The organism is Halorubellus amylolyticus (genome assembly GCF_034808145.1).
Classification (GTDB): Archaea; Halobacteriota; Halobacteria; order Halobacteriales; family Natrialbaceae; genus Halorubellus.
Genome location: NZ_JAXHGM010000010.1, coordinates 16,650 through 41,452, shown reverse-complemented (window position 1 = coordinate 41,452; position 24,803 = coordinate 16,650). Strand labels below are relative to the sequence as shown.

The 24,803-nt window shown below is 54.1% G+C and carries 18 protein-coding genes and 1 pseudogene; 12 read left to right on the top strand and 7 right to left on the bottom strand.

Annotated features, from left to right (window positions below; translation table 11 throughout):
- Positions 1 to 3 precede the first annotated feature (3 nt).
- Both SM754_RS17235 and SM754_RS17230 read left to right on the top strand, forming a co-directional pair.
- Positions 4 to 2,682: a DUF1156 domain-containing protein gene (locus SM754_RS17235; RefSeq protein ID WP_323677398.1), complete on the top strand. Its 2,679-nt coding sequence runs from the start codon at positions 4 to 6 to the stop codon at positions 2,680 to 2,682.
- Between the two features lie 392 nt (positions 2,683 to 3,074).
- Entirely contained in the window at positions 3,075 to 3,659 is a 585-nt protein-coding gene (locus tag SM754_RS17230; RefSeq protein ID WP_323677397.1) for a hypothetical protein, read from the top strand.
- A 179-nt stretch (positions 3,660 to 3,838) separates the two neighbouring features.
- Here SM754_RS17230 and SM754_RS17225 read toward each other — a convergent pair whose 3' ends face one another.
- On the bottom strand, positions 3,839 to 4,135 hold the full coding sequence (locus SM754_RS17225) for a hypothetical protein (protein WP_323677396.1): 297 nt from the start codon (positions 4,133 to 4,135) through the stop codon (positions 3,839 to 3,841).
- Positions 4,136 to 4,554: 419 nt separating this feature from the next.
- Here SM754_RS17225 and SM754_RS17220 point away from each other — a divergent pair, with 419 nt between their 5' ends.
- Positions 4,555 to 4,938 carry a DUF8076 family protein gene (locus SM754_RS17220; protein ID WP_323677395.1) on the top strand — a complete coding sequence of 128 codons (384 nt, stop codon included), beginning with the start codon at positions 4,555 to 4,557 and terminating at the stop codon, positions 4,936 to 4,938.
- Between the two features lie 60 nt (positions 4,939 to 4,998).
- On the opposite strand, the gene SM754_RS17215 is transcribed toward SM754_RS17220, so the two are convergent.
- Genes SM754_RS17215 through SM754_RS17205 form a run of 3 tightly spaced genes read right to left on the bottom strand, consistent with a single transcriptional unit; the run spans position 4,999 to position 8,631 of the window.
- Positions 4,999 to 5,637 (bottom strand): hypothetical protein, encoded by a 639-nt coding sequence (locus SM754_RS17215; RefSeq protein WP_323677394.1) that lies wholly within the window; start codon positions 5,635 to 5,637, stop codon positions 4,999 to 5,001.
- 7 nt (positions 5,638 to 5,644) lie between these two features.
- The gene (locus SM754_RS17210; protein ID WP_323677393.1) at positions 5,645 to 7,402 is read right to left on the bottom strand and encodes a 5-methylcytosine restriction system specificity protein McrC; all 1,758 of its coding nucleotides are present in this window, start codon (positions 7,400 to 7,402) and stop codon (positions 5,645 to 5,647) included.
- Entirely contained in the window at positions 7,402 to 8,631 is a 1,230-nt protein-coding gene (locus tag SM754_RS17205) for an AAA family ATPase (RefSeq protein WP_098724002.1), read from the bottom strand. The genes SM754_RS17210 and SM754_RS17205 overlap by 1 nt, the downstream gene beginning before the upstream one ends.
- Before the next feature lie 288 nt (positions 8,632 to 8,919).
- Here SM754_RS17205 and SM754_RS17200 point away from each other — a divergent pair, with 288 nt between their 5' ends.
- Together SM754_RS17200 and SM754_RS17195 are read left to right on the top strand one after the other, a co-directional pair.
- Positions 8,920 to 9,921, top strand: a complete 1,002-nt coding sequence (locus tag SM754_RS17200; protein WP_098724004.1) for a hypothetical protein — start codon at positions 8,920 to 8,922, stop codon at positions 9,919 to 9,921.
- A gap of 333 nt (positions 9,922 to 10,254) precedes the next feature.
- Entirely contained in the window at positions 10,255 to 10,740 is a 486-nt protein-coding gene (locus SM754_RS17195) for a hypothetical protein (RefSeq protein ID WP_323677392.1), read from the top strand.
- A 443-nt stretch (positions 10,741 to 11,183) separates the two neighbouring features.
- Here SM754_RS17195 and SM754_RS17190 read toward each other — a convergent pair whose 3' ends face one another.
- Both SM754_RS17190 and SM754_RS17185 read right to left on the bottom strand, forming a co-directional pair.
- Positions 11,184 to 11,852 (bottom strand): recombinase family protein, encoded by a 669-nt coding sequence (locus SM754_RS17190; RefSeq protein ID WP_323677391.1) that lies wholly within the window; start codon positions 11,850 to 11,852, stop codon positions 11,184 to 11,186.
- Positions 11,853 to 12,989: 1,137 nt separating this feature from the next.
- Entirely contained in the window at positions 12,990 to 13,271 is a 282-nt protein-coding gene (locus SM754_RS17185) for a hypothetical protein (RefSeq protein WP_098724008.1), read from the bottom strand.
- Between the two features lie 262 nt (positions 13,272 to 13,533).
- On the opposite strand from SM754_RS17185, the gene SM754_RS17180 reads away from it, so the two are divergent.
- Complete coding sequence (locus SM754_RS17180) at positions 13,534 to 14,571, top strand: hypothetical protein (RefSeq protein ID WP_098724009.1); 1,038 nt, start codon at positions 13,534 to 13,536, stop codon at positions 14,569 to 14,571.
- Between the two features lie 105 nt (positions 14,572 to 14,676).
- On the opposite strand, the pseudogene SM754_RS17175 reads toward SM754_RS17180, so the two are convergent.
- Positions 14,677 to 14,823 (bottom strand): annotated as a pseudogene (locus SM754_RS17175) (ISH3 family transposase); the annotation flags it as partial.
- A gap of 1,569 nt (positions 14,824 to 16,392) precedes the next feature.
- Here SM754_RS17175 and SM754_RS20620 point away from each other — a divergent pair.
- The 6 genes from SM754_RS20620 to SM754_RS17155 all read left to right on the top strand — a co-directional run bounded on the left by SM754_RS20620 (position 16,393) and on the right by SM754_RS17155 (position 24,536).
- Positions 16,393 to 16,767 (top strand): DUF7344 domain-containing protein, encoded by a 375-nt coding sequence (locus SM754_RS20620; RefSeq protein WP_218011948.1) that lies wholly within the window; start codon positions 16,393 to 16,395, stop codon positions 16,765 to 16,767.
- Complete coding sequence (locus tag SM754_RS20615; RefSeq protein WP_486187768.1) at positions 16,764 to 17,264, top strand: DUF8112 family protein; 501 nt, start codon at positions 16,764 to 16,766, stop codon at positions 17,262 to 17,264. Before SM754_RS20620 ends, SM754_RS20615 begins: the two co-directional genes overlap by 4 nt.
- On the top strand, positions 17,203 to 18,162 hold the full coding sequence (locus SM754_RS17170; RefSeq protein ID WP_218011949.1) for a hypothetical protein: 960 nt from the start codon (positions 17,203 to 17,205) through the stop codon (positions 18,160 to 18,162). The genes SM754_RS20615 and SM754_RS17170 overlap by 62 nt, the downstream gene beginning before the upstream one ends.
- A gap of 368 nt (positions 18,163 to 18,530) precedes the next feature.
- Positions 18,531 to 19,397, top strand: coding sequence for a hypothetical protein (locus SM754_RS17165; RefSeq protein WP_323677390.1), 867 nt, complete (start codon positions 18,531 to 18,533; stop codon positions 19,395 to 19,397).
- Entirely contained in the window at positions 19,390 to 22,866 is a 3,477-nt protein-coding gene (locus SM754_RS17160; protein WP_323677389.1) for a UvrD-helicase domain-containing protein, read from the top strand. The genes SM754_RS17165 and SM754_RS17160 overlap by 8 nt, the downstream gene beginning before the upstream one ends.
- 1,187 nt (positions 22,867 to 24,053) lie before the next feature.
- Positions 24,054 to 24,536 carry a hypothetical protein gene (locus SM754_RS17155; RefSeq protein ID WP_141551617.1) on the top strand — a complete coding sequence of 161 codons (483 nt, stop codon included), beginning with the start codon at positions 24,054 to 24,056 and terminating at the stop codon, positions 24,534 to 24,536.
- The last annotated feature ends 267 nt before the right edge of the window (positions 24,537 to 24,803 follow it).

The window sequence follows — 24,803 nt, the reverse complement described above, 5'->3', positions numbered from 1 at the left end:
ATAATGTCTGAACAATCTGGATCTTCACAGGACCGGCAGGAGCGGACCGAGCTCCCCATCGAACGCGGGTTCCCCATCGAGCGCGTGAACGAGATCGCGGCGAAGGAAGGTCGGGCGAAGATGCACTACCGTCCCATCTACACGATGCACAAGTGGTGGGCGCGACGCCTCGGCTGTGTTTTCCGCGCCGTCTCTCTGTACACGCTGCTGGACGATCCGGAGAAGGTTTCGGTGTATGAGCCGGGGCACGAAGGCGGCACGCTTGCGGACTATGGCGACGACGCCGACGGCGAGTCTGACCTCGACATCGCGTCACTCCTCGAACGCGTGGACATGACTGATCCGGAGAGCCTCTGGGAGCTGTACCCCAAAGACGTTCGCGTCGAGGACAAGAAGATCCTCGACCCGTTCATGGGCGGCGGCACGTCACTCGTGGAGGCCTCTCGCTTTGGCGCAGAGGTAGTCGGAAACGACCTGAACCCTGTCGCGTGGTTCGTCACGAAGAAGGAACTTGAAGCCGGTCAGACAGACGTCGAAGAACTTGAGGAAGCCTTCGAGCAGGTGAAAGAGGATGTCGCCGACGAAATCACTCAGTACTACAAGACGCCCTGTCCGAACGGCGACCACGACGCTGATGTGATGTATAATTTCTGGGTAAAGGAGTTGGATTGCGTCTCTTGTGGACACACAGTCCCGCTATTCAACGATTTCAGAATCGCAAGTGGCAGATATGACCACGATGATGAGGACGCAGCTTTCTGTCCTGGTTGCGAAGAAGTAGTTTATGTAGAGGACTACAAGCAGGAATCGAGATGTAGTAATTGTGGCCACAATTGGGTTCCTAAAAAGGGGAATACCAGCAGAGGAGGGAAGTACACTTGCTCAGCCTGTGGACAGAAGTACAGTATTGTGGACGCGATTGATGAACAAAATGGATATGATCTACAACTCTATGCTGTTGAATACTACTGTGCAATATGTGAGGATGACGGAAAGCCAAGGAATGATTACAAATCCTATAAGTCTGCAACCGATGCAGACTACAAGTTGTTAGATAAGGCGCGAAAAGAGTGGGAGCAACAGGATGGATTACAAGACTATGTTCCCGATGAACAAATCCCAGAAGGAGCGATAACTGCTGCCTCTGCAGTATCCGGAAACGATCTGTTCCAACATAGGTATGAAAAATGGACAGATATGTATAATGAGCGCCAACTTCTTTGCCTATCTCGGTTATTGAAATCCATCAGTGAAATCTCAGATAGGAACCTACGTGAATTCCTCCTTCTCACGTTCTCTGAGAGCTTGAATTATAACACGATGATGAATGTCTACAATCCAAATTATAATAAAAATACTAATATATTCAAGAATAATTCTTTCACTCCACCGAAAGAGCCGATAGAGAACAATCTCTGGGGGACTGCCTATGGCACTGGTACATTCACTTCTATGTGGGATATGGTCCTCAAGGGTGTGAAATACGCCTCTTCCCCTACAGAACGTTATGTAGACGGGGATGAGACTTTAGAAACAGAAGAGTTCTCAACGCCCATCGGCGAGAACGCTGAGGTTCATCAAGGGGATATGCGACAGATGAACTATGAGAACGAATTTGACGCTGTCATCACAGATCCACCCTACTACGACAATATCATATACTCCGAAGTTTCGGACTTCTTCTACGTCTGGCAGAAAATCCTCCTCAAAGACGAGTACCCCGGCTTCGACAATGACCAAACACCTCGTGAAGAGTCCATCGTCACAAATCCTTACTTGGATAAGACCGCTGAAGACTTTGAGTCAGAACTCGGCCAAGCATTCTCGGTGATTAAGCGTGCACTCAAGAAAGACGGCACGCTCACGTTCACATACCATCATAGTGACTCGGAGTCTTGGGGAGAACTGCTTGAATCGCTTTGTAATGTTGGGTTCGAAGTGACGGCGACATACCCGATCACCGCGGACATTAACAAGTTTATCAAGGGAGAGGCAGTCTCCTTCGACATTGTCGTCGTCGCCCGTCCTATCGACGACACCAAACCCGCATCGTGGAACTCCCTCCGCCGCGACATCTACCGCACAGCCCGCCGCACTCGCAAGCAACTCGAAGAGAACCGCGACCTCTCCCGTGGCGACATCGGTGTGATGGAGATGGGCGCGTGTTTCCGCGAGTACTCCAAGCACCACGGAAAGGTGCAGCGCGACGGCGAGATCATGAGCGCGAAGGAGGTCGTCCAAGAGATCTACGGCATTATTCAGGAGGCCAGCGACATCGGCGTCGAAGACGTGTTCATCGACCTGCTCGATACGTCGAACCCCTCCTTCGATGACGTCAACAAGCTCTGCCGTGGGACAAACGCTACGCCGGAGGACCTGAAAGAGACGCACCTATACAACCAGGACGACGGCTTCGAACTCGGCACTTGGGACAACGAGAAGCGCCAGGCCTACATTCAGGAGCGCGTCAACGGCGACGGCGGCGAACACCTATCGAACCTCGATAAGCTCCAGTTCCTGCGGTATCGCTACGAGAAGGGCCAGGCGGTCCAGAACTACGTCGAAAAGTGGGACGTAGATGACGACCTGCGCGAACTCGCCGGTCGGCTCGCCGACGTGACCGGCGACGACACGTACACGCGCGTGCTCGGGGATCGAGACATCACGAGCTACGGAGAATAGGAACCTCGAAGCTGGACGCGAAGACAACTCCCGGTGGCGCTTTTCGATAAACCATTTCGAGACTCTCGCTGGGAGTGCTTCTGTTGCTTGCCGTACCCAGTGTTTGATGGCCTGTCTAAGGTGAGTCGGCGATATGGTCGTGCTGTGAGTCTACTCCCCAGACTCCCAATCCGAATATTGGCCGTATAGCCTCTATAGAGGCGATATCACGGTGTTCTCAGGGCAGAGGTTTTTACCCACCTGGTTACTCCACCTATTCCGGAGTATGATACCGAAAGCACATTTCGACTCAACGGTGCAATTCCGGATTCGGTCGTTGGGTACCGGCCCCATCTACCGGTTACGAAGAGTTCGACCAGTGAGTTCCTACTGTATAACGAGAGGTGATGCTGATGGCAGCAACGGAGCGTAGAGTTCTGATCGTAGAAGAGGTCCCGGCATACAGTACAATCTCGATCACACGGGAAGAACGGCAGGAGATACTACATAATGTGACTGAGAAGATCGAGTTCCAATCTCAGAAAGACGATCTCTCTCAAGTAAACCCGTGGTTACAACACCTACACGACACCCTCCGGCGGCAAGGTTCGACAATCGATTTGCATAGAAAAGAACATAGTCAGCTGAACATGATCGCCAAACGGAGGATGAGGTCAGAGGAACTGATAGAACGATTAAAACGTGGAAGACCAGAGTGCCGTTGGTGTGACGGATCCGCCAGATATCAAATTCATCTCGATAAGTCAGATCCGGAGTTGATCTGTGGTGAATGTATGATGGTACTCACTACGCCACATGCCTACCGACTGTTGCAGGAGATTGATCCGACAGTTGCACCAGCAACAGAGATCATGATTAATGATTCCGCGGTGTTTCCTCCAAGAAGCAAGAAACAGACGTTCTTGTCGAGTTTTGCTGACTCAGATCCAGAGATACCGAAACCTGATGAATCCGACCAGCTGATGTGGACGACCTGATTCTGACTGAATATTCTTAGAAGATCGCGTCGGCTTCACTTTCTGTCCAGTTCGTATCGTAGATTGAGAACACCTTAGACCTCTCTACGCTCCTATCGTGTATTTATTCAACTACTTGTTGGGAAAAAAGCATCTGGCCACTAGGGTTTCAACAGGGTTACTTGAGAGGATATCGCCTGTTACGCGGTTTTGAGGATGACGAGTGGCGTGCCGTATTCTGTCGAGGTGTTTAGACTGCGTCCGAGATGCTCGGGGTATTCTTCGCGCATTAAACTGCATACTGCGGAGTACGTGACATCGTAGTAATCAGCGATAGCGTTGATTTCAGCGTTCGCACCAGTAATCACGACGATGTCTTCAGTCTCGTACGCGACATCGTACTTCTCACGTATCTCCTGGAGGTGTTCCGTATAGAATGAGTAGATGTCATCCCGGGTTTGCTGGTCGATGCGGCCAGATGTGCTCGCTGTTACCATTACATGTCGTTATACCCTGCTGCCACGTATAAAGCTCAGCCCCCGGTATACCATCGGGCCGCTCTACGTTTAGACGGGGGTAGAGTTGCGCTCCACTCAACCAGGTTTAGATGTGTGGGCTTAGAACGCGACGTGACATCGTCGCCAACTGATGGGGTACTGTGGAACCCGATGACCTAAGACTGGTCATGTCTGCTCAAAATTAGCAAGACTACACCGAGATAGTGCTTTCGTGGCATCTTCCAGGCCCCCACCCGCTGTTCTCACCTTTGGTATCGAATACCACAGCATGCAGATTTACTTACCAACGCAGTCGTTTGAGCTTTAGACACCTATCTGAATATAGAAATCCCGTTAGCAACTACTGGGAACTACGGTACCGTATCCATTTTTGTCCCTTCGGAGACGTTGTATGCGTAATGGCAGGTCCCGGACAGATACCCGGACGCTACAATCTCGTTATCGAAGGTGCGTATGAGACCTTCGAGCATCAGATTCCTGTGGAAGAGTTTGTACAGCGACTCCAAGACGACGATGTTCCGGATAGTGTGAGTGTTGTTGGTCTCGCAGATGCCTTGGCGGATGAGGATCTGGCGAATGAGTTGGCCCATGAGATGGATCGACGTGCAAACGATTTAGAGTACCAAAGTCCGACAGTGCAGTTCATCGTCGAAGGTTCGTTCCATCGAAGTGGAAAAACGTACGATCTCCGGTACGAGGACGAACTTCACTCTCTCCAGCAGGTTTTCGGCCCCCAACTTGAACGGAAAGAGGATGGCAAGTGGCTCGTGGCCCCGTTCTGACCAGAAGCTCTGAACCACGGAATCAATAGCCTCTCTGAAGAAACTGCTCCACTAACGGAATCAGTAGTCCACGATTTGTGCTGGCGTTAGTGTGATTGAGTCGATCTCCTCTCTGGCAAGTTCCTGTTTGAGACCGTTCTCACTGGTCAGTCGAAGCTTCGCTTTCGGGCCCGTATTAACTGCTTCAACGGATGCTGCATAGTACGATTCTTTCTCACCATCTACCCAGCATTCGACTTGAAGCTCTCCTCCTTCGACGTCGCCGCTCCACTGACGATCAACGTAGTTCTGCCAGCAGTCGTCGCAAACCTCGTCCATCTCTGTCTGAAGATCACCAGTAAAGGACGTAGGCTCGAACGAGATTTCATAGTGGAGAGGTCTCCCCCGACAGAGACGACGGGCCCCGATTAGTACCCCATCACCATCCCGACGAATTCTAACCAAGCAACTTCGAATACCCGCGATATCGTCGTCTCCAAGACCCACATACGATTTGCCGAGCTGGTCACGGCAACGTTCGCACGTTATCGACTCCTCTGTAACATCCTCTTGGAGTTCGAAGTGCTCTCCTTCAATGGGAATTCTCTCTATATCACAGAGACTATCCCAGCCGAATCCTTCGCTCGGAGGCAGATTATTGTCGTAGAAGACGTGTGTCGTTCCTTCATTGGTCGTCCACTGGTACGGTGTTTGGTACATACTATCTCTATAAGAGCTTCAATGGGCCTTCCTTCTCAACGTCTCCCCCGCCGCCTAGGAAGTATAGGTCGATCCACTCTTGCCCCTGGTCACGACAGAACACCGGTACGCACGTCGTCGTATGCTCGTAGCGCTGTTCACACCGCGTTTCGATCTGCTCTCGCGTCCAGTCACCGTCCTGTTCTAAGTCATACCGATTGCGGACTTCCCACGAGTGTTCGTCGGCAGCAGCCTTGAGGACGCGGAGCGAGAAGTCCCGTGTGTCCTTGAAGGTGAACGGGCCGCTCATCGACTTCGCATCGCTCAGGTCCGTTTCTTCGACGCCGTCGAGGCACAGCCGGTTCTCCGCGACAGCGCGGAAGGCTTCGAGTTCGGGTGATATCGTGACGAGGACGTCGTGTAGGTAGTCGTGGACGACATCGCCGTATCTGTCCAGAGTGAACTCCTGCACGGGTGAGACGATCTGCAGTTCGGCTCCAGTCTGGGCGACGCGGCGACGCTTCGGTTCGAGCAGCGGACACAGGAACGCGAGCCGATCAGAGTGAAGAAGGTAGGCGTAGCTGAACAACCGCGACCGGGACGGCGATTCCTTCACCGGATCGTGGCCTTCTGCGTAGTATTTCGAGTCCAGCACCGCCAGCGTTTCGTCGCCCTCCTGTACCGCATGATCTGGTTCGTGGTAGATCTGGCCTTCACCCTCGAACGGATTCACGGACGGTGACCGGACGGGCGTCACGTCGTTGAGGTCGCCGAGGTGGTCGTAGGACTTGATGTACGAGAGTTCGCGCTCAATGACGACCTGAGAGTACTGCTCGAACAGCGACTCCATATTCAGGACGTAGTCCACGACCAGCTCTCGTGGTCCATCACGGAGTTGCTGGCCGAGCGACGACGACATCACTGCCTTGGCAACATCGAACGCCTTCTGGTAGTACCGTCGCTGCTTTGGAAGGTCGCTGAGTGAGAGGCGTCGATACTCGTCCATCCTGTCCAACCCGCTGCTGACACCCATACTCTCCAGGCGCTCCACCTCGCGGTGTACTTCCGAGAAGATTCGATCGTATGCAGGGTGGTCGTTTTCGTGGGTGTTCTGTCGGAAGAGTCGAAGGAGCGTCTTTCCAGCGAAGTGGAGTAGCGAGTTCGCAGCGTTGTCATACTCGGTCTCGTTGCGGATCCAGTGTGGCTCCAACGTCCCGCGCCCGTGGTTCAACAGCGTTTGTTCGACGTCGATCTCCCCCCGTCCGTCAAGACTGTCATGCCGGCGGATGACCAAGTCGCGGATGTACCCCTGCCGGTGGATCGTCTCCAAGCCATCCAGGTAGTTGATCGCCAGCACCACGAACACGTCGTCAAGATGGATGTCGTCGGAGAGGAAGTCCTGCAGCGGGATTCCGTGATACTCGATAGACCGGTTCTGGTCGTAGACGGCCAGGAGCATGTCGAAGATGTGTTCCCAGTCGATCTTCGGATCGACCTGCACCTTCGACGACGGCGTGAGGCTCACGACGCCGATGATGTCCGTCGCCTCAACGTGGAGTACCTCGTTTTCGTCGCCGTCTACGGTGACCGTGACAACTTCGTACTCTTGCTCGCCATCGAGTGCCGCCTGACTCTTCGTGAAGACGCCGGGGCTCTCCTGTGTGAAGGACGCGCGACGAAGTTGATCCCCGATGGACGACGGACAGCCCTCTATCCGGATCTCCCCGCGTTCGGGGACGTTGAAGGTGTCCTGCCCGTACTCGTAAACTTCGTCAACCGTACTCATTACTCGTAGGAGCCCATCTGGCGTCGTTCCTGTTCGAGTTCCCGTTCGGCGAGTTCAGCTGCCGGCGCGAGATCGAACTCCTCGAACTCGCCGTTCATCGCGCGGTAGTGTTCCGCGATGCGCTCGATTTGCGGGAATGCGGCTGCGTTCAGGAGCCGCGGGACGATGTACGTCCGGAACGCCTGTCCAACCGCGTCGGTCTGATCGTACTCGTACTCGCCGCCTTCCCGGCAGCCGACGCCAAGGAAGACGGCAACGTCGCGGTAGTGCATCGGACCAAACCGCATAATCGAACCCTGCGACGTCGATTCGTGACCGTGATTGATCCCTTGGTAGTCCCGCTCGAACAGGCGGAGGATCTCACTTTCGCCGAGGTCCGTGTGGTCGGTGACGTGCGTGGTGATCCAGTCTTTGAACAACTGTCTGCGCTTGTCTTCCTCGTATTCGTCCAACTCGATCATGGCGAACCGGCGGGTGATGGCGTTATCGAGTTCGTTCACCGTCCGGTCGGACATGTTCATCGTACAGATGATGTTTACCCGCTCGTCCAGCTCAATAGTCTCACCTTCGTCGGTCTCAAAGATGGTTTGGTGTGGGTTCTCGATTGCAGTGTACAGCGGACCAAATATCTTCGATATGTCCGCTCGCGTAATCTCATCGAGGATGACGCCGTATTCGACGTCGAACCGGCGAGCACGCTGAACGGCTTCGGACACGCAGCCAAGTTTCGTCCGGTAGCTTAGCGAGTCGCCGGTGTAGTCCGGACTGATGCCGCCGATGATGTCCGACGGCGTCCACGAGGGAGTGGCAGTGTTGAGGGTGTATCCGATTCCGGTTTCACGAGCGAGTTGCTTAGCAAACGTCGTCTTCCCTGTCCCGGTCGGCCCATACAGGACGACTGGCTTGCCCGCTTCCAGCGCGACCTTCGCGTTCCGCTCAACGTCGTTCGGAACGAGTATCTCTTCAGGTGTTTCGTCACCGCGGAGACTCACGACACGCTTGAGTCGATCTGACGCCAACCGCGACTCAAGTACGGCACGTCGAACCTGACCCAGACCACGCTCTCCGTCGTGGACCACGTCGAGTTTTTCGTCCTCAATCAAAAACTCCAGTACGTCTTCGCTCTCCGCGTTCTGGATTGCTTCGACGACGTCGTCGGTTACACGTCGAAGAATTCCGACTTCGTCTTGGGCGTCCTCAAGCGTATAGTCGTCCGACGAGTCACTCATTACCAGATACAGGTAGGGCTGAGTATATAAAATCCCGTTCAAGAGATAAGCAGATTCCTATTGGTCTGCTGGTGAGGATGCTATAGAACAGTTTGTATACCTTGTTCTGGTGACCTCGGGAAGCGATAAGTACAGACCTAGGACTGACCGTACCCGAAGATTGGGTGGACGAAGCAGAGCATAAGACTCTCGGTGAGTTCTGATTTCTGCGTGATTCGGTGATAGAACGCAGACCCCGGTACGTTTGTGGAGTGATTTTATATAGTATGTCACCCAATAAGTAGGAAAATGGGTGCTGGCGAGAGTAGCGAAACCATCCCAAGGTCTCTGGAAACCGTCCAGGAACGCACGCAGTGGATTCGAGACCGAGAAATAGCCGACACGGCGCTCAGAGACTTCCTCCGAAACCACGACAAAGAACACCCCAACGGAGATCGAGATCTTGAGGAGCACGTGGCCAAAGTCCTCAATGAGGTTGAATTCGACGACTTCCGGAAGCAATTCCGGTTCGGAGGGAAACAAAGCCTGAACTTCTTCGTCTTGACAGGGATCTCCGACGAATTCGACGACATCCCAGCGAGTATCGTCAGCGAATTCCCGCGAGCCGAAGAAGTTCAAGACCAGAAAGGCGAACCATTCCTTGTCGATACCGAAGAATTCGACAACAGACTGTACGTCATCCTTGGCCGGTACGTGTCGATGAAGACAGTCGATCCATCTACCGGTAAGCCACAGCGCGACTTGAAACCAGATGAGTGCGTGGCCGTCATCAACAAAGACACTGACTTAGTACACGTCCGAACGGCTGAGGTTCCGTTGGCCCGACGGATTTGTCGGAAGATCGCGTCCTCGGTTGGGATGGATTACAATAATGAGGACGTGTTCTACAAACCGTCCTTCGATCAGGCGTTCGTTGACGAGTTCAGCGACCAGATTGAGAAGTACGTGAACCTGAACGTTGTTGTGAACGAAGGCGATGGTCGGACAGCAAGTTCAGTCCGGTATACCTCGAAGAAAGACGAAAGCGGAGATTACATGAACTTGCTTGAGGACGACCAAGTACAGCAAGAGCTTAACGAAGAAGATGGTGAGATATCGAAGGGGTACGTCAAGCTCAATGACGGCGACTTCGCGCTGTACCTGAATCGACCCCAAAGCAAAATTTGGTTCAGGAGCTACGAACGGGAAGGGCGACTCAACGAGATTGAGGAACTCATCAATGATGTTCTCAGAGAAAGTGGAGGATATCCCCAACAAAAACTTCAGGGATTTGAAAACATCCCTGAGTGAGCTTCAGACCGAGCAAAATCGATTCACTCGGTCGGGCTTAGCGAAGCGTTCGGGGGTCGATGAGTCACAAGTTCTTGTGTTCCTCAGTGAGTTGTGCGATGAAGGGGTGGTTGCGGCGAAGCTGAAGGTTCGGTGCCCGAACTGTCACCAAGAGCACGGGACATATGCCTCTCGTAGTGATGTGCCGAGTGAACCAATACATTGCTTCTGTGGTGAGGAGTTCAATCCGAGCGAGAAAACGAATTGGTCGGTGGTTTACGAGTTCGTGGAGGACGTCGATTTTTTTCTGACCTCAAACTGGAGTTCGAGACCTTCGTAGATTCAGCGACGACCTTGAGTGCAGAGTATTTCCAGACGAAGTTCGAAGAGCTAGAGAATATCGACGATAGTGCAACTAGGGGCCGGTATTTCGACTACTTCGTTGGTCTGTTGTTCAACCAGCTTCCCGATGTTAACGTGGTGATTGGTCGGGAAATAGCGACAGGGGAGATTGATGTTTTTGTGGCGTGTTTAGACGCTCCGGATTGGCTGCACCGACTAGTGGGAGACGCGACGCTATTGGAGAACAAGTGGCGTGAGAAGCCTACCGGGACAGATGATATTAGCGTGTTTCACGATAAGGTCACAATGGCAACTGCTTCGTGCAAAGTGTGTTATTTCGTCAGTATGAGCGGGTTCACGTCGGAGCGAAATATGGGTGCAGAGCAGTTGATGCAGTCAAAGACTGATCCGAAGATGGTAGGTTGGGACCGAGAGGATGTAAAGGAGATGGTTCGTGAGGGGACGCCGGAGTCGTTGTTGCGGTCATACGTTATGTAGCGAGGATTCACCGTGCCATTCGCGGAAGAACTCCGCTCGGTGCGGTGATCGGATAGGTTACTTGGGCTCTGCCGAAACCTTAAATATCTAATAGGTTCTGCCTTTCAACTGCTAAGTGTAGGGTTTCTATACGGTGTTCAGTTCAACTATACGTGTTATTGAAGCCTCGCTTATAATAATCGGGCACACTATTCGTCCGTATGGACTGGGCTTTCAGAATTCGAAAAGACGTCCCGTCTTGGGTAATGAAACTCGTACTAGTTGGTTCCATCCTGCTAATCGCTGGTCTCCAGTACTTCGATATCATCTAAATGCGCGTGAATTCCCACGTTTGACACCGATAGGTGGGCAGACCTACTTATCGACGTGTTCACCGTAGAGCTAGGTGAACTCAAGGCCGTGTGAAACGTCCATGACACCCTCCCGAAGGTGCTAATATCCAGCTAACCGTTCTTATTGAGGCTGAGATACTGTTCCTTTCTGTCCATGATACCGGACATAGTTGATGGGACAATCTCCAGTTCGTCCTCCACCTCACGGTAGGTCGATCCAGTCTCAACCATACGAATTGCTTCGAGTACGGTGTCAAATTCCCCGTCACGATCAGGTACCCATTGTTCTCCCTTGTTATCGAATCGAAATCCGATTGGTGGGCGACCGTGGTCGTACCCTTTGTCCATCCGCTCTTGGACAGCCTCGCGTGCGCGCTCAATTTCTTTTTTCTTAGCTTCGTGCTCGCTAGCTGCTTGGAGAACTTCGACGGCAGCTTGAACTGGATCGGAGAGGTCGAGCTGCCCCTTTTGGAAAGTATGGGCTTCAACATCGTATTCACGGAGATCCAGGATGAGCCTCATCGTTTCGTCGAAGTCGCGTGCGAGACGGCGTTTATCGTTGATAACGATTGCATCAATTTCTCCAGATTGGACACGACTACGGGCCTGTTGATACTCCTCCCTGCTCTCATCCCAACCTGATGTTCTCTCGCCGTCGTCGTAGATCCGTTCGAGGGACATCTCGTGTTGATCAGTGTATTCCCGAATGTGGCGCTTTTGACGCTCAATAGATGTATCTGAGTCCTGTGAGAGTCGAGTGTATCCGATTACCTCAGCCATCGTCTTCACCTCGGGGGTCACCGACCGGAACTGCCCCGTACTCAGGGCAGTCAATCCAACCTTGTCCGAATGCGCCGCCCATTCCACTGTCGGGATACCATTCGTGCAGCTCTCCACAGACGTTGCACTCTACTAGCGGTGGATTCTGTTCAAGCGCCTCCTGCTCGATATAGTGATTTCCTTGGTATGAGTCGCAATGTTCGCAGATATTCCCCCAAACCTCTCTCCCCTGGGTCCTACTGTACACCCTTTGGACTAGGTACTCGTCTGTTTCTGCTAGCTGCTCACCTACGTCACTATTCAGATGTCCTTCCTCTGGCCAAACAACGGGTGTCTCCCGTTCACATTTCCAGCACTCGGTATTCCATTCAAGCACGGAAACATCACTCATCGACAACGGTCACCTCCAATGTGTTCCCCGACTTGACTTTCCATTCTAATCGTCGTCCATCCAAGGCCATCGCTTCCGCGATCCCCTTCGGAACAGTGACCTTGTACTGTCCATTCGCCCCCTGACTGACTCTTGTCTTTGGCATCTCTGTATAGGCCTTTAGATAGGCCTATATTTAGTACTAATCCATGTTTTCGAGAAACCGGGGTTTCTCGAACAAAGGCAGCGTGATCAGTGACACAGTTCTTAAAAAGTATCTGCCACTCTGGAGTCTCGATTGCATCTTGTCGCTGTACCAGACCAAATCTACTCGGATAAACGGTGATTTGAGTCGATACAGCGAATTGCCCTACCAAGCAGGATTGCGTTTCGAGTTAATGCCAGTACGACCATCGTGGTAGCCACCACGCCACACGATGGTCCGGCATTTTCGGGAACACATTCTCTCTCTCTCACGGATGCCGTGTGTTAACTCCCACGGCAACTAAACACAGTGCAGAAAGCCCCATAAACAGTCGTATATCACTTCGCAGGTTGAGACTCAGAATATCACGTGTAAATCAATATTTTGGTGAATCAGCTGTATGTCGGATGATTCCACAAAGTCTGGGCGAAATTCTGTAGTACTCTGGAGACCGATCGTACTTTGACCGGTAAGGAGCGTTGGCTTGTTCTGTAGATTCCGAACGACAGCATACGTCGAGTAGGTATCGGACGTAGCGCGGACGCGGGTCGGTTAGCGTCGTCTACGCCAGCGCGATTCCGGCACCGACGGCGATACTCGTCAGCGCGAGACCCGCGAGTGCGACTGTTGTCCAGTCGTAGTGTCCATCGAGGTCATCGCCGGAGTCGAACCCACTGATACCGGTCAGAACGCCGTGGCCGACAGCGACCGCGGAGAGACCACCGGTGAGCGCCGGCGTCGTCCAGATTTCGAGTCCGTTCTGTGTGACTTCTCGTGGAGCCGTCCCAGCGAGAAGGACGCCAGTTGCTATCGGGGCCGCGGCTGCCGCTTTTTTGTAGGCCATCGATTAGGTTCCCGACGTGATTCCGAAAACTGTGGCAATGCCGCTCCGCGGACAGTGGTCAGTACAGGGACCATACTTACTGACTCTCTACAAATCTATCAAGAGACGTGGATTCGAAAAGAGCCGAATGTGGTGAATCTAGTCGAGAGAAGTTAAGAACGCTGTCAAGGCACTCTTTGGAGTCAACAGTATGGGATATCTGAGCGATCTAGCAAATCCGTTGCGTGCATTAAAGTGGAGTCCGCTCGTCCTCAACATATGAATGCTATCTGAGAAAGAGTGTTGCGAGGACTACATAAAACAACAATCGGAGGCATACGAGCGAGAGGTCAAAGTGGCGAATGCCCTCCTGAGAGATACTGATCACCTTATGGATGCGGCAGCTGGCGCATTCGCTGGTTCGATCGACGCACTATACACGCAATCCGATGTCGGCCGTGAGCGGCTCGTAGAGTGCAAGACCTCCCCGACCTTTCGAGGCCTCGGCCAACTCATCCTCTATACATACTTCCGGCGGCGCGACCGTGAACTGGTTCGACAGCAAGACAACGACAATGAGACAAACTGGGAGACGACTAAGGAGATTGAGAAAGACGAGACACACCTGATCGAGAAGGGTTGTGGGACCGAACGAACAGTCCACGCGAAACCGGCACTTGAGGAGATTGAGCAAATCCTTGCAGTCTGTGAGGTTTCTCCCTCAGACGCCCCGCTTCTCTCAGCATACCTCGATCTGGGAATGACGGTTAAACACCGGACAAGCGGGACGTGGCGGGAGTTGAACGCCGACGTGGTCGGCGTGGGGTCTCCTGATGGAACACCCCCAATAACGGGTTGGATTGAGGGGGTTTCCCGCGACTCGCTCGGCAGTTCCACTGAAGAACAGCTCTGGGAAGCTGTTTCAGGAGTGTTTGAGAACGAGCGTGTGTTCAAAGAGGTTCCAATTGGATCTCATCTCTACCCGGACAAACAGACATCGCTTAGAGCGGACGTAGTGGTTCCAGTAAACGATCACTGGTTCGTCATCGAGATCAAGGAGAGTATGAACGACACGGCAATTTCGGATTTCCAGCGAGCGTTCGGGCAAGCCGTTGGCTACGCAAGTCTGTTTGCTCGTGAGTGGGACCTGCCCCAGAATCAGGTTATCCCGGTTGTCGTCCAGCAACCGCTTGCACTCGTCGGGGAGGTCTATCGTACTGACCGATATGATGACGATGACGATGTCGATATGATGGCAAGCTCCGCCTTTAGCAGTATGACGGAGCCGTTAGTTCTTGGAGACCCACAGACGTTTGGGTAGTCACCACCCGTTGTGGCCCTCACGTCCCTCAGGGACATCACTGGCAGGATGGAAGCGCGACAGTGACAGCGTTTCCACTCATGAGGAGAGGTACTAGACCAGTAACTACCGGTGGATCAGGTTGTCAGGTAGTCGGTTCGTGTGGAGGGCCCGACGCACCGGGAGGATCGTCCATGGAGTCCGCCGAACCATATTGACGAACTTATTGCATGGCCACCACCAGAGGCAACGCCCCCCTCGGCGCGGCGTCGCCGTCTTTGAACACACCTTCAGTAAGCAGCCGTTCTAACTAACTGGCTTTGTGAGGTGTTGATAATCCTCTTCGAGGAGATGTTTGTATGCTTGGAACTGGCCTATAGTCTTGAACGAGAAGGGGGCTCGTTTTGCTTCGGAGATAGTAGCCAGTTCCTCTTCAAAATCGTCTGATTCACGGAGCCCCCGGATTTAATCTTCTCACACGGCTTTCTGCGATATCTGGAATACTAGCGAAACATTCCTTGATACGGTTCGTATACCAGATGATTTCCCCAGAGTTGTTCATGGTGCGTATCGAAATCACGATCAGGATTGTCTGCAGATCGCAAGTGAATCGTACTCTTGACTGATTTATTCCATGGGATTCGTGTTCCGGTTTCACTCCAGAGTACAAGTGGCTCTCCGCCAATTGTGGGTTGCTCGCCGGTCGTCTGGAAGTGTACATCAACGACGGCAGGTAACGTAATCGGGTCATGAGCAATCCACCATGCTAAGCCGTGATAGCCCGAATTCCGATACTTAGACTTTTGAAGAAGAGGAACTTTCTCACCATCGATAGAGAGCGACCATGAAATCTGGTCATAGATACGTTTCCCAGCACGCATCTGGCTGGACCCTCGTTGTGTGTCAGCTGGGGCGAGTTTGTCGTGTGTTCCGAGGGCGATAGCACCCCAGAAGAACAACGTCGTTTCCGTAGGGATCACACGGGTTTGGCTGGTTCTATTGAGCGGGAGTTTAAGTTCAACCGAGGGGTGAGAAATGTTTTCAAACCGAGTCATTCGACTGATAGACTGGTACTCGGGATGGTTCGATGGGGCTAGCATCGAGATCGGGGTCTACGTCAATTACTCGGAATTCATGACTTTCTCCCAGGTCTAGAAACCGGCCTGAGCTACAACTATAGCAGATCTGCTGAAAAGTCTCCCCAGAAGATCGAACCCTAGGTGATTCAAATCTGGCTGCAGTACCGCACTCCGTGCATACTGCTTCGTACACGTTATCTGGATTAGCCCACCTATCCACTTCGAATTCCTCAACTGCCTTCTGTCCAGTCATATGCAATAATTCACGACAGATATTCTTGGAGACTGTATAATAGGCTTTCCCCTATGAATAATAATTATCTGTAGAGTGATGAATTCCGACCCACGGTGACACCCTTCCTCCACGGTTAATTCGCAATCCTCCTCGCCGACTGTTTCACGACAGATAGAACCGAACTAAAGAACCTCAACAGAGCCAGTGAACCCTAACTAGGGTCCTGCTAACTGCATGGTTTAATCTTCCTCCTGTGGCCGGAGAGCGTCAAAATCGCTGACTGCTCACTAACTATACAAATAGTTTTTATACTCCATTCAGTACCTTATGACGGCGTGAAACCGCCGCCCGGTGGTGGAAGCACCGGGCAGATGCTGCCAGCTATGACAGCGAAAGACACTACTCGTGTCGTGAGTGATAACTCTGTCTCTCACGCGATTGAGGGACTGATTCCTCCACAGCACGGGAAACAGAACCGAGATGTACAGGTCACTTTCCAAGTAATCGACCGGCTTCGGGAGGTGGCGAATGGAGCAGACTAGCTCCTGCCGTGCGATCCCGATGGATCCAGACGATGCGTTTCGCGCAATCTCGAACAGCCGTCGCCGGAGCGTCATTCTGTCGTTAGCGCAAAGTGAGGATGTTCTCTCTGTATCGGACCTCGCCGTCGAAATTGCGGCAATCGAGAACCTCACCGACCCAAGTGAGGTAACCTCGAAGCAGCGCACACGCGTATATATTTCACTTATCCAATCTCACCTGGAAACGCTTGATGAAACGGGTGCTGCAGTATACGATAGCCGATCCAAGCAGGTTGCACCGACGGAAGCAACGGACCCCTTGGCCACGCACATTCGCCAGATTTCGACTGCGTGTTACAAACCCTCGGAGGAAGATGTATGACTCCGGAAGAAGCACGCAGCGTCTCTGATGAATTAGTCCAGCAAAAGCTTGGCTACCAACTGGTCCGACTTCAGGAGTTGCTCTACGGACTGTCCACAGACGGAGTTGACCCATTTGCTTGTATCGTAGAGTCATACTCCCGTGGCGACGTAGAGAGGGCTGCAAAGCAGGTGTTAACGGGCCAGTCTTTTCCCGAGAGTACAGCAGAGTGTGACCACTGTGGTCGATCCCTGTCTGAGGGGAGTTCTATACAGGTCCGTGGACGTCGTCCCGCTGGGCTGCTCAGCTGGTACATCGCTGCTGTCGCGTGTGACTCCTGCAACCTGTCGCTGAATCCGGAGCCTGATGGGTTAGATGTAGTAGCGACTGCGCGACTGAGCGCCGTTGACGCCGATGATGGGTTATGGCTTCAACAGGTTACCATTGAGGAATCGAGTGGAACCTGCTACAGTCCTGCTGTGGAACGGTCAGAGAAACCAGAAGAAACAGATAGTTGATGTGGCTATGATTAATGTAACTATCCGAGAAGAACAATCTGCTGACAAGGAGATTCTACATCTTACTCTCCCTCCACTGGCAGACTCTGGCCAATCAATGGAACGAACCATCCAAACCCAGCTCCCACGGAACCTAATGCTTCATGTCGGTCATGAAGAGACGCTCCTGGAGCGTGTACGGCACTCAACCAATAGAACGGAGTTAGTTCTCGCACCAGTCGAGTTACACCGAAGGAACATACAGCGCCGACTTCGTGAAGCCCAACTCCCCAAAAACCGCCTCCGCTTCGCAGATCCGCCAGAGGTTGGAAAGCGCCTCCTTCCAGACGACCAGCAGTCGAGAGATGCGATTGACCGTATCGATCGATTATCGATGATTCAGTCGCTCTTGGCAGAGAATGATAGGTTGGATACCTCTGAACCAACGATACCGTCTGCTCCGCAAGAGATTGAGCAGATTAGAACGGTAGTTGAGAGTGTAACGGGGTTTCACCCAGAACGCCTTGAGACATTTAGCGGAATTGCGGAGGAACTCCCATCTCCAATTGATGCTGATTCCGCTGAGATCTTGGAGGGGGCTGTAGCAGTCGAGCGCGCCCTCCGTCAGGATATCGAGAAGGTGGTTTCTGACGTGGAGTTTGTTCGACGTGCCTCACAAAATCTTCTTCGGACTAATGGAACCTGTCTGGAAGCCGCGTTTCCGGATGTCGAACGAATCTCGCTTGTTGGAGTCAGTAGTCTCCCTGCAGCACACGTCGATCTACTGCACGCAATTCTGGAAGCAACGCAGGTCCCGGTTCACATCCATTTCCGTCGTGGAACCGGATCATACCTTTCGCGTCGTCTCCCTGAACTTCTCAATGTTACCGAGCCTGGTACGGTGGTGTTCGAGTCGTGACCGCTGAAGATCGCCTCAGCCTTTCGAAACCACTTGAACCCCCTGACGTGCCTATTGCTGAGATCAAAGCGAGGACACGGCGAGCGGAGGCGAGAAGTGTGATGGCTACCGTAGCAAGTCTCCGAGACCACGGTGTCCCAACCCGGGATATTGCCGTAGTAGTACGCGACCTCGACAACTACGAGGAGCCGTTGTACCGTGCTTCCGTTCACTATGGACTAACGCCCGTGTTTTGGGTCCAGCTCAGGGTAACACAGACACGCCCATTCGCACTCATCGAGTCGGTATGCGACGTCCTCGCCTCTGATAACCCATCTCGGGAAATCCTATGTCGCCCGCTCGAACACCGTTGGGCCCCTCCGTCGGCGATGTCGTCGGAGTGGCCAATCGATCCCAAGACGGTCCAGGTGTCGATGCAGGCGTTACCGGACGAATCACGAACCCTCAGTGAGTGGCACGACGAACTCGAAGCGAATCCGGGGATCGACGAACGCTTCGTGACGTATGCCGAGTGGCTCGGTGACTGCCCCGAACCGACCCCGGAAGCCGTGACGAACGTCCTTACCGACGTCGTCGATACGTACGAGGAACTCGGGCTCCCGGTAACGAAGGAGAATGATTCCCCCTCGCTTATCGAAACAGAGCGTGACGCCCGAGCAACCGTTCGTGTGAAAACTCTCGTCCAACAGCTGCGCCACAAGTACGCAGATCGACTCGATGAAGGAACACTTGGCCGGTCGTGGAGTAGCGTCGCAGAGTTAAGTCAGCTAATCGCTACCCAGCGCCCAGGCCGACGGGAACACTCAAACGCACGTGCTATCGACATCGTTGAAGCGAACGACATCTGGCTGTTGAACGTGCCGTACGTCCTCGCTGTCGGGTTGATCGACGGTGAGTGGCCTCAGCAAACAGAGAGTGTCGTCCCCCCGGAACTCCAAGAAGCAATCCTCCGTGGCGACGGGCGTGTTGGAACGCTCGCACCACGAACAGCGTGGACAACGGGTCGAGACCGTGACCAGTTTGACGACACGTTGCGGGCCGCTGGAAATGGACTGATTGTGACTCGCCACACAGAATCCACTTCTGGAGAAGAACGCCGTCCATCTCCACTGCTAGACCATCTGGACACCGACCTTGTTCCTCCCGACGAGCGCCGACAGCTGATGAGCGAAGAACGAGAACTCCCGAACGACGTTCGAGCGATGCTTAACCACGAGGTGGCCAACAGTGAGTGACGATCCGATCCGCCTCCAGAACGCGCAACGAGACATTCGGGACGCGTACTTCGACCACGATTCGGGATTGTATACTCTCAACTGCGTCCCAGGTGCAGGGAAATCCGAGGTCACTGACCATATCTCCGCAGAGGACATTCTCCGTCGCTACGTTGCTGGAGACCCGACACCCGAACAGCGAGTTGCAGCCATCTCGTTCAACCGTAGTGAGGCGGAGAGCATCATTCCAGATATCTGTGACCGCCTTCGGGAGATTGTCGAACACAATCTGGTCCCCGCTGCAAGCAAAGTCTCAGATACAGAGGTTGAATATCTGATCCAACGGATCAGACAAGCACCATTCGTCGGTACTATCGACAGTATCCTTCGGGACGTGCTGAGTGAGATCGCCTCCGACATCGGCTTTGAGGAGATGCCGGTCGTTGGCAAAACGGCTCGGCAGAAACACCTGCATGCTGCCTGTTACCGGGGCATTCAGGAGGATCCAGACTTGGCACAGCGAGTAGAGCGGCTGGAGGACGCGTATCCCACTGGCGAGTATGACGACGACGTGAGCGAGATGCTTGAGACTGCCGTCACCTACTGTCGAGATCGCCGTATCTCTACGGAGGGGTTCCGCTCCAATCTCGAACAGATTGTTGAAGACGTCTACGCAGAGGGTCGCCCAAGATCGTTCAGCGATGTCGTCGCCGCGGTGGAACACTGTGTCGGGGCAGACATTGACGAGAGTGCCTACGACGACATCGGCGACGACGAACGAGGCCGAATCTGTGACGCAGATTCGAGACTTCACGGCGACTGGCGTGCCCGTATTGACGATTTCTGTACAGTACTCGAAGAGTATCGAATTACGTATCGTCAGACTATCCGCGACCGTGGCGTTGTCTCCCACACAGATGTTGCGTACCTCGTGGACGCGTACTTCGACGACCGACTCGGTAATGTCGATGATGCTCACCGGGCCAGAATCAGACAGCGATACCAGACAAGAATACAGAGTCTGATTATCGATGAGGCCCAAGACGTGTCGTCGATACAGCACGCCGCACTTTCCCATCTGGTCACCTCCAGTGCGCGTGTGTTCGGCGCGGGCGATCTGCTCCAGAGCGTCTATCTGTGGCGGCACGCTGAACCAACGCTCTTCGAGACCGCGACGGTCGAAGGAGAGTATCTCGGAATCAACTGGGATGTCCACGAGCACCGGACTGCGAAGACGACGTACCGGTGCGTCCCCGATGTCGCCAGTGCGATCAACGAAATCTCGGAAGCAGCGCTCACGGATCCAGCACGTGGGAACCTCGGAGAACTGGACGTCCGGTACCCTGGGCTAGAAGCTGATCGTGGTTCGACCGACGAGTCGAATGTCCACATCGCGGCATTCGATCCGATAGCTTCAGACCCTGATTCGTACGCCTGGGTCAGTCCTGTCGAAGGTCGTGGGGAAGCAACCACACTGGCGACGCTCCTCTCGAAGGGGCTTGCAGATGGGTCGTTCACTGACGAGAACGATGACCCTCTCGGGATCACCGTGTTGTTCCGATGGACGTCGAAGATGGATGTGTATGAAGAGGCGTTCGAGGAAATGGGGCTCAGTGTTCGGAACGCGAGTGAAGATCTCTTCGAGTGCTCAGTCGTCAATGTAGTCCTTGACGTCTGTGAATGGCTAGTCGCACCTGCCGACCCCGAAAGAACCCGCGCGCTCGTCACCGAGTCGAATCTCGGTCTCGAACCACTCGCAGACAACTTTGAGGCCCACCATTGGGATATCGACGCGGTTCTCGATGACTGCGACCTCACGGACGCACACCAGCACGTACTCGATGGCCTCTCCGAACTCCACGACCGACGTGATAGCTTCCTCTCCCGCCCCGCTGGCACCTACGCCGAGGACATCATCGAGACACTTGCCCTTCGCGCAGATTCCTATGGGTGCTTCGACGTCGATCCTGCACAACGGGTCGCCAACCTCGATGCACTCGTAGAGACCTTGGAGGAGTGGGAAGCGGACGAACATTTCACTCCACGTGAACTCACCGAGCTGGTCGAACCGTTTCGAGTGAGCCCGTATATGGGACCGAACCAGCCGAGTACTGCCGACACGAGTCACGACGTCGAATTTCGGACGGTCCATGACGCTAAGGGCGACCAAGACGACGTCGTCGCCGTTGCGAATCCCGGATTCAGCCTCTGGAAGCACGGGCCTCAAGCACAACGGTTCCTCACTCAGGGGAGCATCGCCGGACTTGCCCCGCCGACGGACACCGAAATTCCCTCAGACATTGCTCTCCCACCGTTCGCCAACGGACTCTACGATCCCGAGGACACCCGGGACCGCGATGTTGGATTGCGGTGGGCTACGGGCCACTGGTGCGATGACGTCGCCAAGTCCGCGGACGCAACATCGCTGGTTGGCCCCGACCGTCTCAAACGGGTTGCGGCGAACGAACGAGCCGAAGCCTGGCGGCTCCTGTATGTCTCGCTCACGCGGGCGAGAGACCACCTCGTTGTCCCACTCCCACGGTCACTGCCCGATGAATCCCGGCCCCGAGACCGGTGGCTTGACACGATCCGAGACGGGCTCAACTTCACCGGTAAGCAAACTGGGTCGTACACGGTCGATACGGACACCGGGTCGTTCGACGTCGGCGTCAATGATGTCGCACTTCGCGCAACATGGACAAACAGGGTCACGTCTCGTGACGACGACGTCGCCGTCAATCCACCACGACGCACCGATCTCGATCCATGGGTTCCACGGTTCGCCCACCCGAGTACGCTGTATCCACTCACGGACGATCCCGACGAACAGGTACTTGACCACCTCCTCGGCAATGCCCTGCACACAGATGCTAACGACGTTCCCGACGACGTCCCCCTGCAGTTCGACCGGTTAGGCCCAGACGACGTCGGCTCTTGCTTACACGAGGTGTTGACCACGCTTGTCGAACGCGAGGTTCCGGAACACACTCTTCGATCGCTGGGTGACGAAGTTCGGCGCGTGTTCGATGACGTCGTAGGCGACCACGCTCCGCGAACCGGAGACAATGAACGCGACAAACTGTTCTCCTTCTTCCGAGAGGAGGTACTGGACGACTTCCTCGCGTCCGACTTGTGGGAAGAAATCCAACGAGCCGAACGGGTTACCGTTGAGAGACCCATCGATGGTCTCGTCACTGTTGACGACGTCGAAATAGAGATACACGGCACGAGCGATTTTGTCGTTGAATCGCCCTCCGGCGAACAGTACGTGGCCGATCTGAAGATCACGCTGACGGATCAAACACCGGAGACGCGACGCCGGTACGAACTCCAAGTAACTGCTTACTCGTACCTCTTCGAGCAGCAGGAGAGTTCCGAAGACCCAGTGGATCGGACAGTAGAGACATTCGGCGTCGAACGAGATACAATCGAGTCGTCGTGGCCGTCGGAAATTGTCGAACGGAGACTTGCAACGTTGGTTCGACAGTAGTGCCAATCGGTGGTATGTGTTGCCTTGTCGAATACTATTTCATTACTGGCAGTCAGCGGCTCTGCTGCTCTGTCGTGATTCTAAAAAATTCATTGTAAACGTAGGTGAGGGCAGATGTCCACCAGCGAGTTTACGAGCGGAAAATGAATTCAACAAAATAGGATTGCTGGCGACCTCAAGCGTTAATAGGCTGGTATAGCATTCCGTCGATGGTGTTGGTCACTCCTCAGACCCTAACCTATTATTAAGACTGCAGGATAACTAGTGCGATGCCTCGGGTGGTCTCTGGGTTGTCGTTATAGGTTTTCTCTTGGGTGTGGGTGAGTACTGGCGGTGTGTGAGCGGCTGGTCGTTGACAAGTTCGTTGGTGTCGATCGTGACTGTGTCGCCGACGTCGTCTGCACCCCAAGTGCCGCGGGGAGGACACTGTCCCGTGACCGCGGGTTGCGTAACACTTCGAAGCCCAGCGGCGTCTGAGTGTCCTGCCCCCCAGTGGTCAACGTCTCAACTTCCTGGGAGGTAAATCCTCCATCCACTCCATATCAATACACGTCTTCGGACGATATTGGCCGGTATAGACCCGCGCCAAACGCCTCTCAAAGACACAGATTGCTTGGCGCTGCTTCTAAGACGCTTAGAACCCGCGCCATGATTCCAACACCCAACAGTTTGAGACATCCTCCAGGAACAGTTTCCGCGCATGGTTTCCGCATACATCTGTTTCATTTCCGCGTAGGGTTTCCGCCACGAGCTCACTATTCCGCGTATGGTTTTCGCACCGACGCGGAAACCCCCTGCGGAAACTTATGGGCGTGGCGAAACTACATTGACATGTGATGACAGGGACAGAATTAGACGATGAGAATCAGATGCAACTGACTGATATCGATGGGGGACAGGTCACTGATGACGATGACTCGGGTACTGTGGTCTGTGTGATTGTCCACGCCCCCACTCGAACGGAATTGGCGGATGCGGCACGGTCGTGCTTAGCGCATGCCTCCCAGATTGTCGGTACGGATTGGGCTGATTCTGCTGGGCGAGCTGAGCTTGGTCGGCGTGTTTCAACGGGGGTGCTCTCTCTCGATGGTGGGGTGAGGGTGTCACGCGGGCATGTCTTGGCGCTGGGTGTTGACTCTGACAGGGCGCACGTCTCGGCAGGTGTTGAACAGGTTGAGCAGAGCCCGATGACTGACGTGGTCGTTGACAGCTTAGCGACGCTCGGGAAGAACCATGCAGAGATCCAAGACAGGGTCGATACATTGGTCAACGCTGGCGTGACACTCCATCTGAACGATACTGCAGCGGAGATCAACAGTGACTCTGCAGACGCGTTACTGGGCGGTTTGCGGTCGCTCGATAAAGCGGGGGTCGAACTTCAGCGGGAGGCTAAGGTGCAGGACGTTCGTGACTGGGCGGACGGGATTGACCGTGACCGCGGGCGTGCTCCGCTCGGCTTCGCCTATGATGACTCGGGGACAGTCGTTCCTGGTGAGGACTACGATGAGGTTCGCGGTGTGTTGTCGATGGTGTTGGACGACAGTCCTGATGGGCTGTCGAAGCGGAGGGCTGCGGAGCGTCTCGGTGTCGCTGATCGGACGATCGGGCGGGCACTGGATAATCTGGACCGGTACGGGCTCGAAGAAGAGGGAGAGGACATTGAGGAGTGAGCGCGGGTTTGGGGGTGCCTGCCTCTCTCCCGCCCGTTACACCTGGACTTAGTACTTCCTCCGCTGCTCTGTCTTCTGCCGTTCTGTTCTCTGGTCGTTTCGGAGATGAGATTGATTGTTCCACCAGAGTGCGACAGGACTGGGAGTGTGTGCACTTGACGAAGTGTGAGGCGGTGTAATGAGTTATCCAATCGATCACCACAACGACCCCTATCTTTTTGTCGTTAGACCTAGAGTTTAGATCTAGCGAACCGCATGACGGCGACG

Excerpts from the sequence above, each read along its gene's own strand:
- SM754_RS17210 (WP_323677393.1), bottom strand. The coding sequence starts at position 7,402 with ATGAGTACGGTTGACGAAGTTTACGAGTACGGGCAGGACACCTTCAAC.
- SM754_RS17205 (WP_098724002.1), bottom strand. The coding sequence starts at position 8,631 with ATGAGTGACTCGTCGGACGACTATACGCTTGAGGACGCCCAAGACGAA.
- SM754_RS20615 (WP_486187768.1), top strand. The coding sequence starts at position 16,764 with ATGACTCCGGAAGAAGCACGCAGCGTCTCTGATGAATTAGTCCAGCAA.
- SM754_RS17235 (WP_323677398.1), top strand. The coding sequence starts at position 4 with ATGTCTGAACAATCTGGATCTTCACAGGACCGGCAGGAGCGGACCGAG.
- SM754_RS17155 (WP_141551617.1), top strand. The coding sequence starts at position 24,054 with ATGACTGACGTGGTCGTTGACAGCTTAGCGACGCTCGGGAAGAACCAT.
- SM754_RS17180 (WP_098724009.1), top strand. The coding sequence starts at position 13,534 with ATGCTATCTGAGAAAGAGTGTTGCGAGGACTACATAAAACAACAATCG.
- SM754_RS17190 (WP_323677391.1), bottom strand. The coding sequence starts at position 11,852 with ATGGCTGAGGTAATCGGATACACTCGACTCTCACAGGACTCAGATACA.
- SM754_RS17165 (WP_323677390.1), top strand. The coding sequence starts at position 18,531 with ATGTCGTCGGAGTGGCCAATCGATCCCAAGACGGTCCAGGTGTCGATG.
- SM754_RS17185 (WP_098724008.1), bottom strand. The coding sequence starts at position 13,271 with ATGGCCTACAAAAAAGCGGCAGCCGCGGCCCCGATAGCAACTGGCGTC.
- SM754_RS20620 (WP_218011948.1), top strand. The coding sequence starts at position 16,393 with ATGGAGCAGACTAGCTCCTGCCGTGCGATCCCGATGGATCCAGACGAT.
- SM754_RS17200 (WP_098724004.1), top strand. The coding sequence starts at position 8,920 with ATGGGTGCTGGCGAGAGTAGCGAAACCATCCCAAGGTCTCTGGAAACC.
- SM754_RS17230 (WP_323677397.1), top strand. The coding sequence starts at position 3,075 with ATGGCAGCAACGGAGCGTAGAGTTCTGATCGTAGAAGAGGTCCCGGCA.
- SM754_RS17220 (WP_323677395.1), top strand. The coding sequence starts at position 4,555 with ATGGCAGGTCCCGGACAGATACCCGGACGCTACAATCTCGTTATCGAA.
- SM754_RS17215 (WP_323677394.1), bottom strand. The coding sequence starts at position 5,637 with ATGTACCAAACACCGTACCAGTGGACGACCAATGAAGGAACGACACAC.
- SM754_RS17225 (WP_323677396.1), bottom strand. The coding sequence starts at position 4,135 with ATGGTAACAGCGAGCACATCTGGCCGCATCGACCAGCAAACCCGGGAT.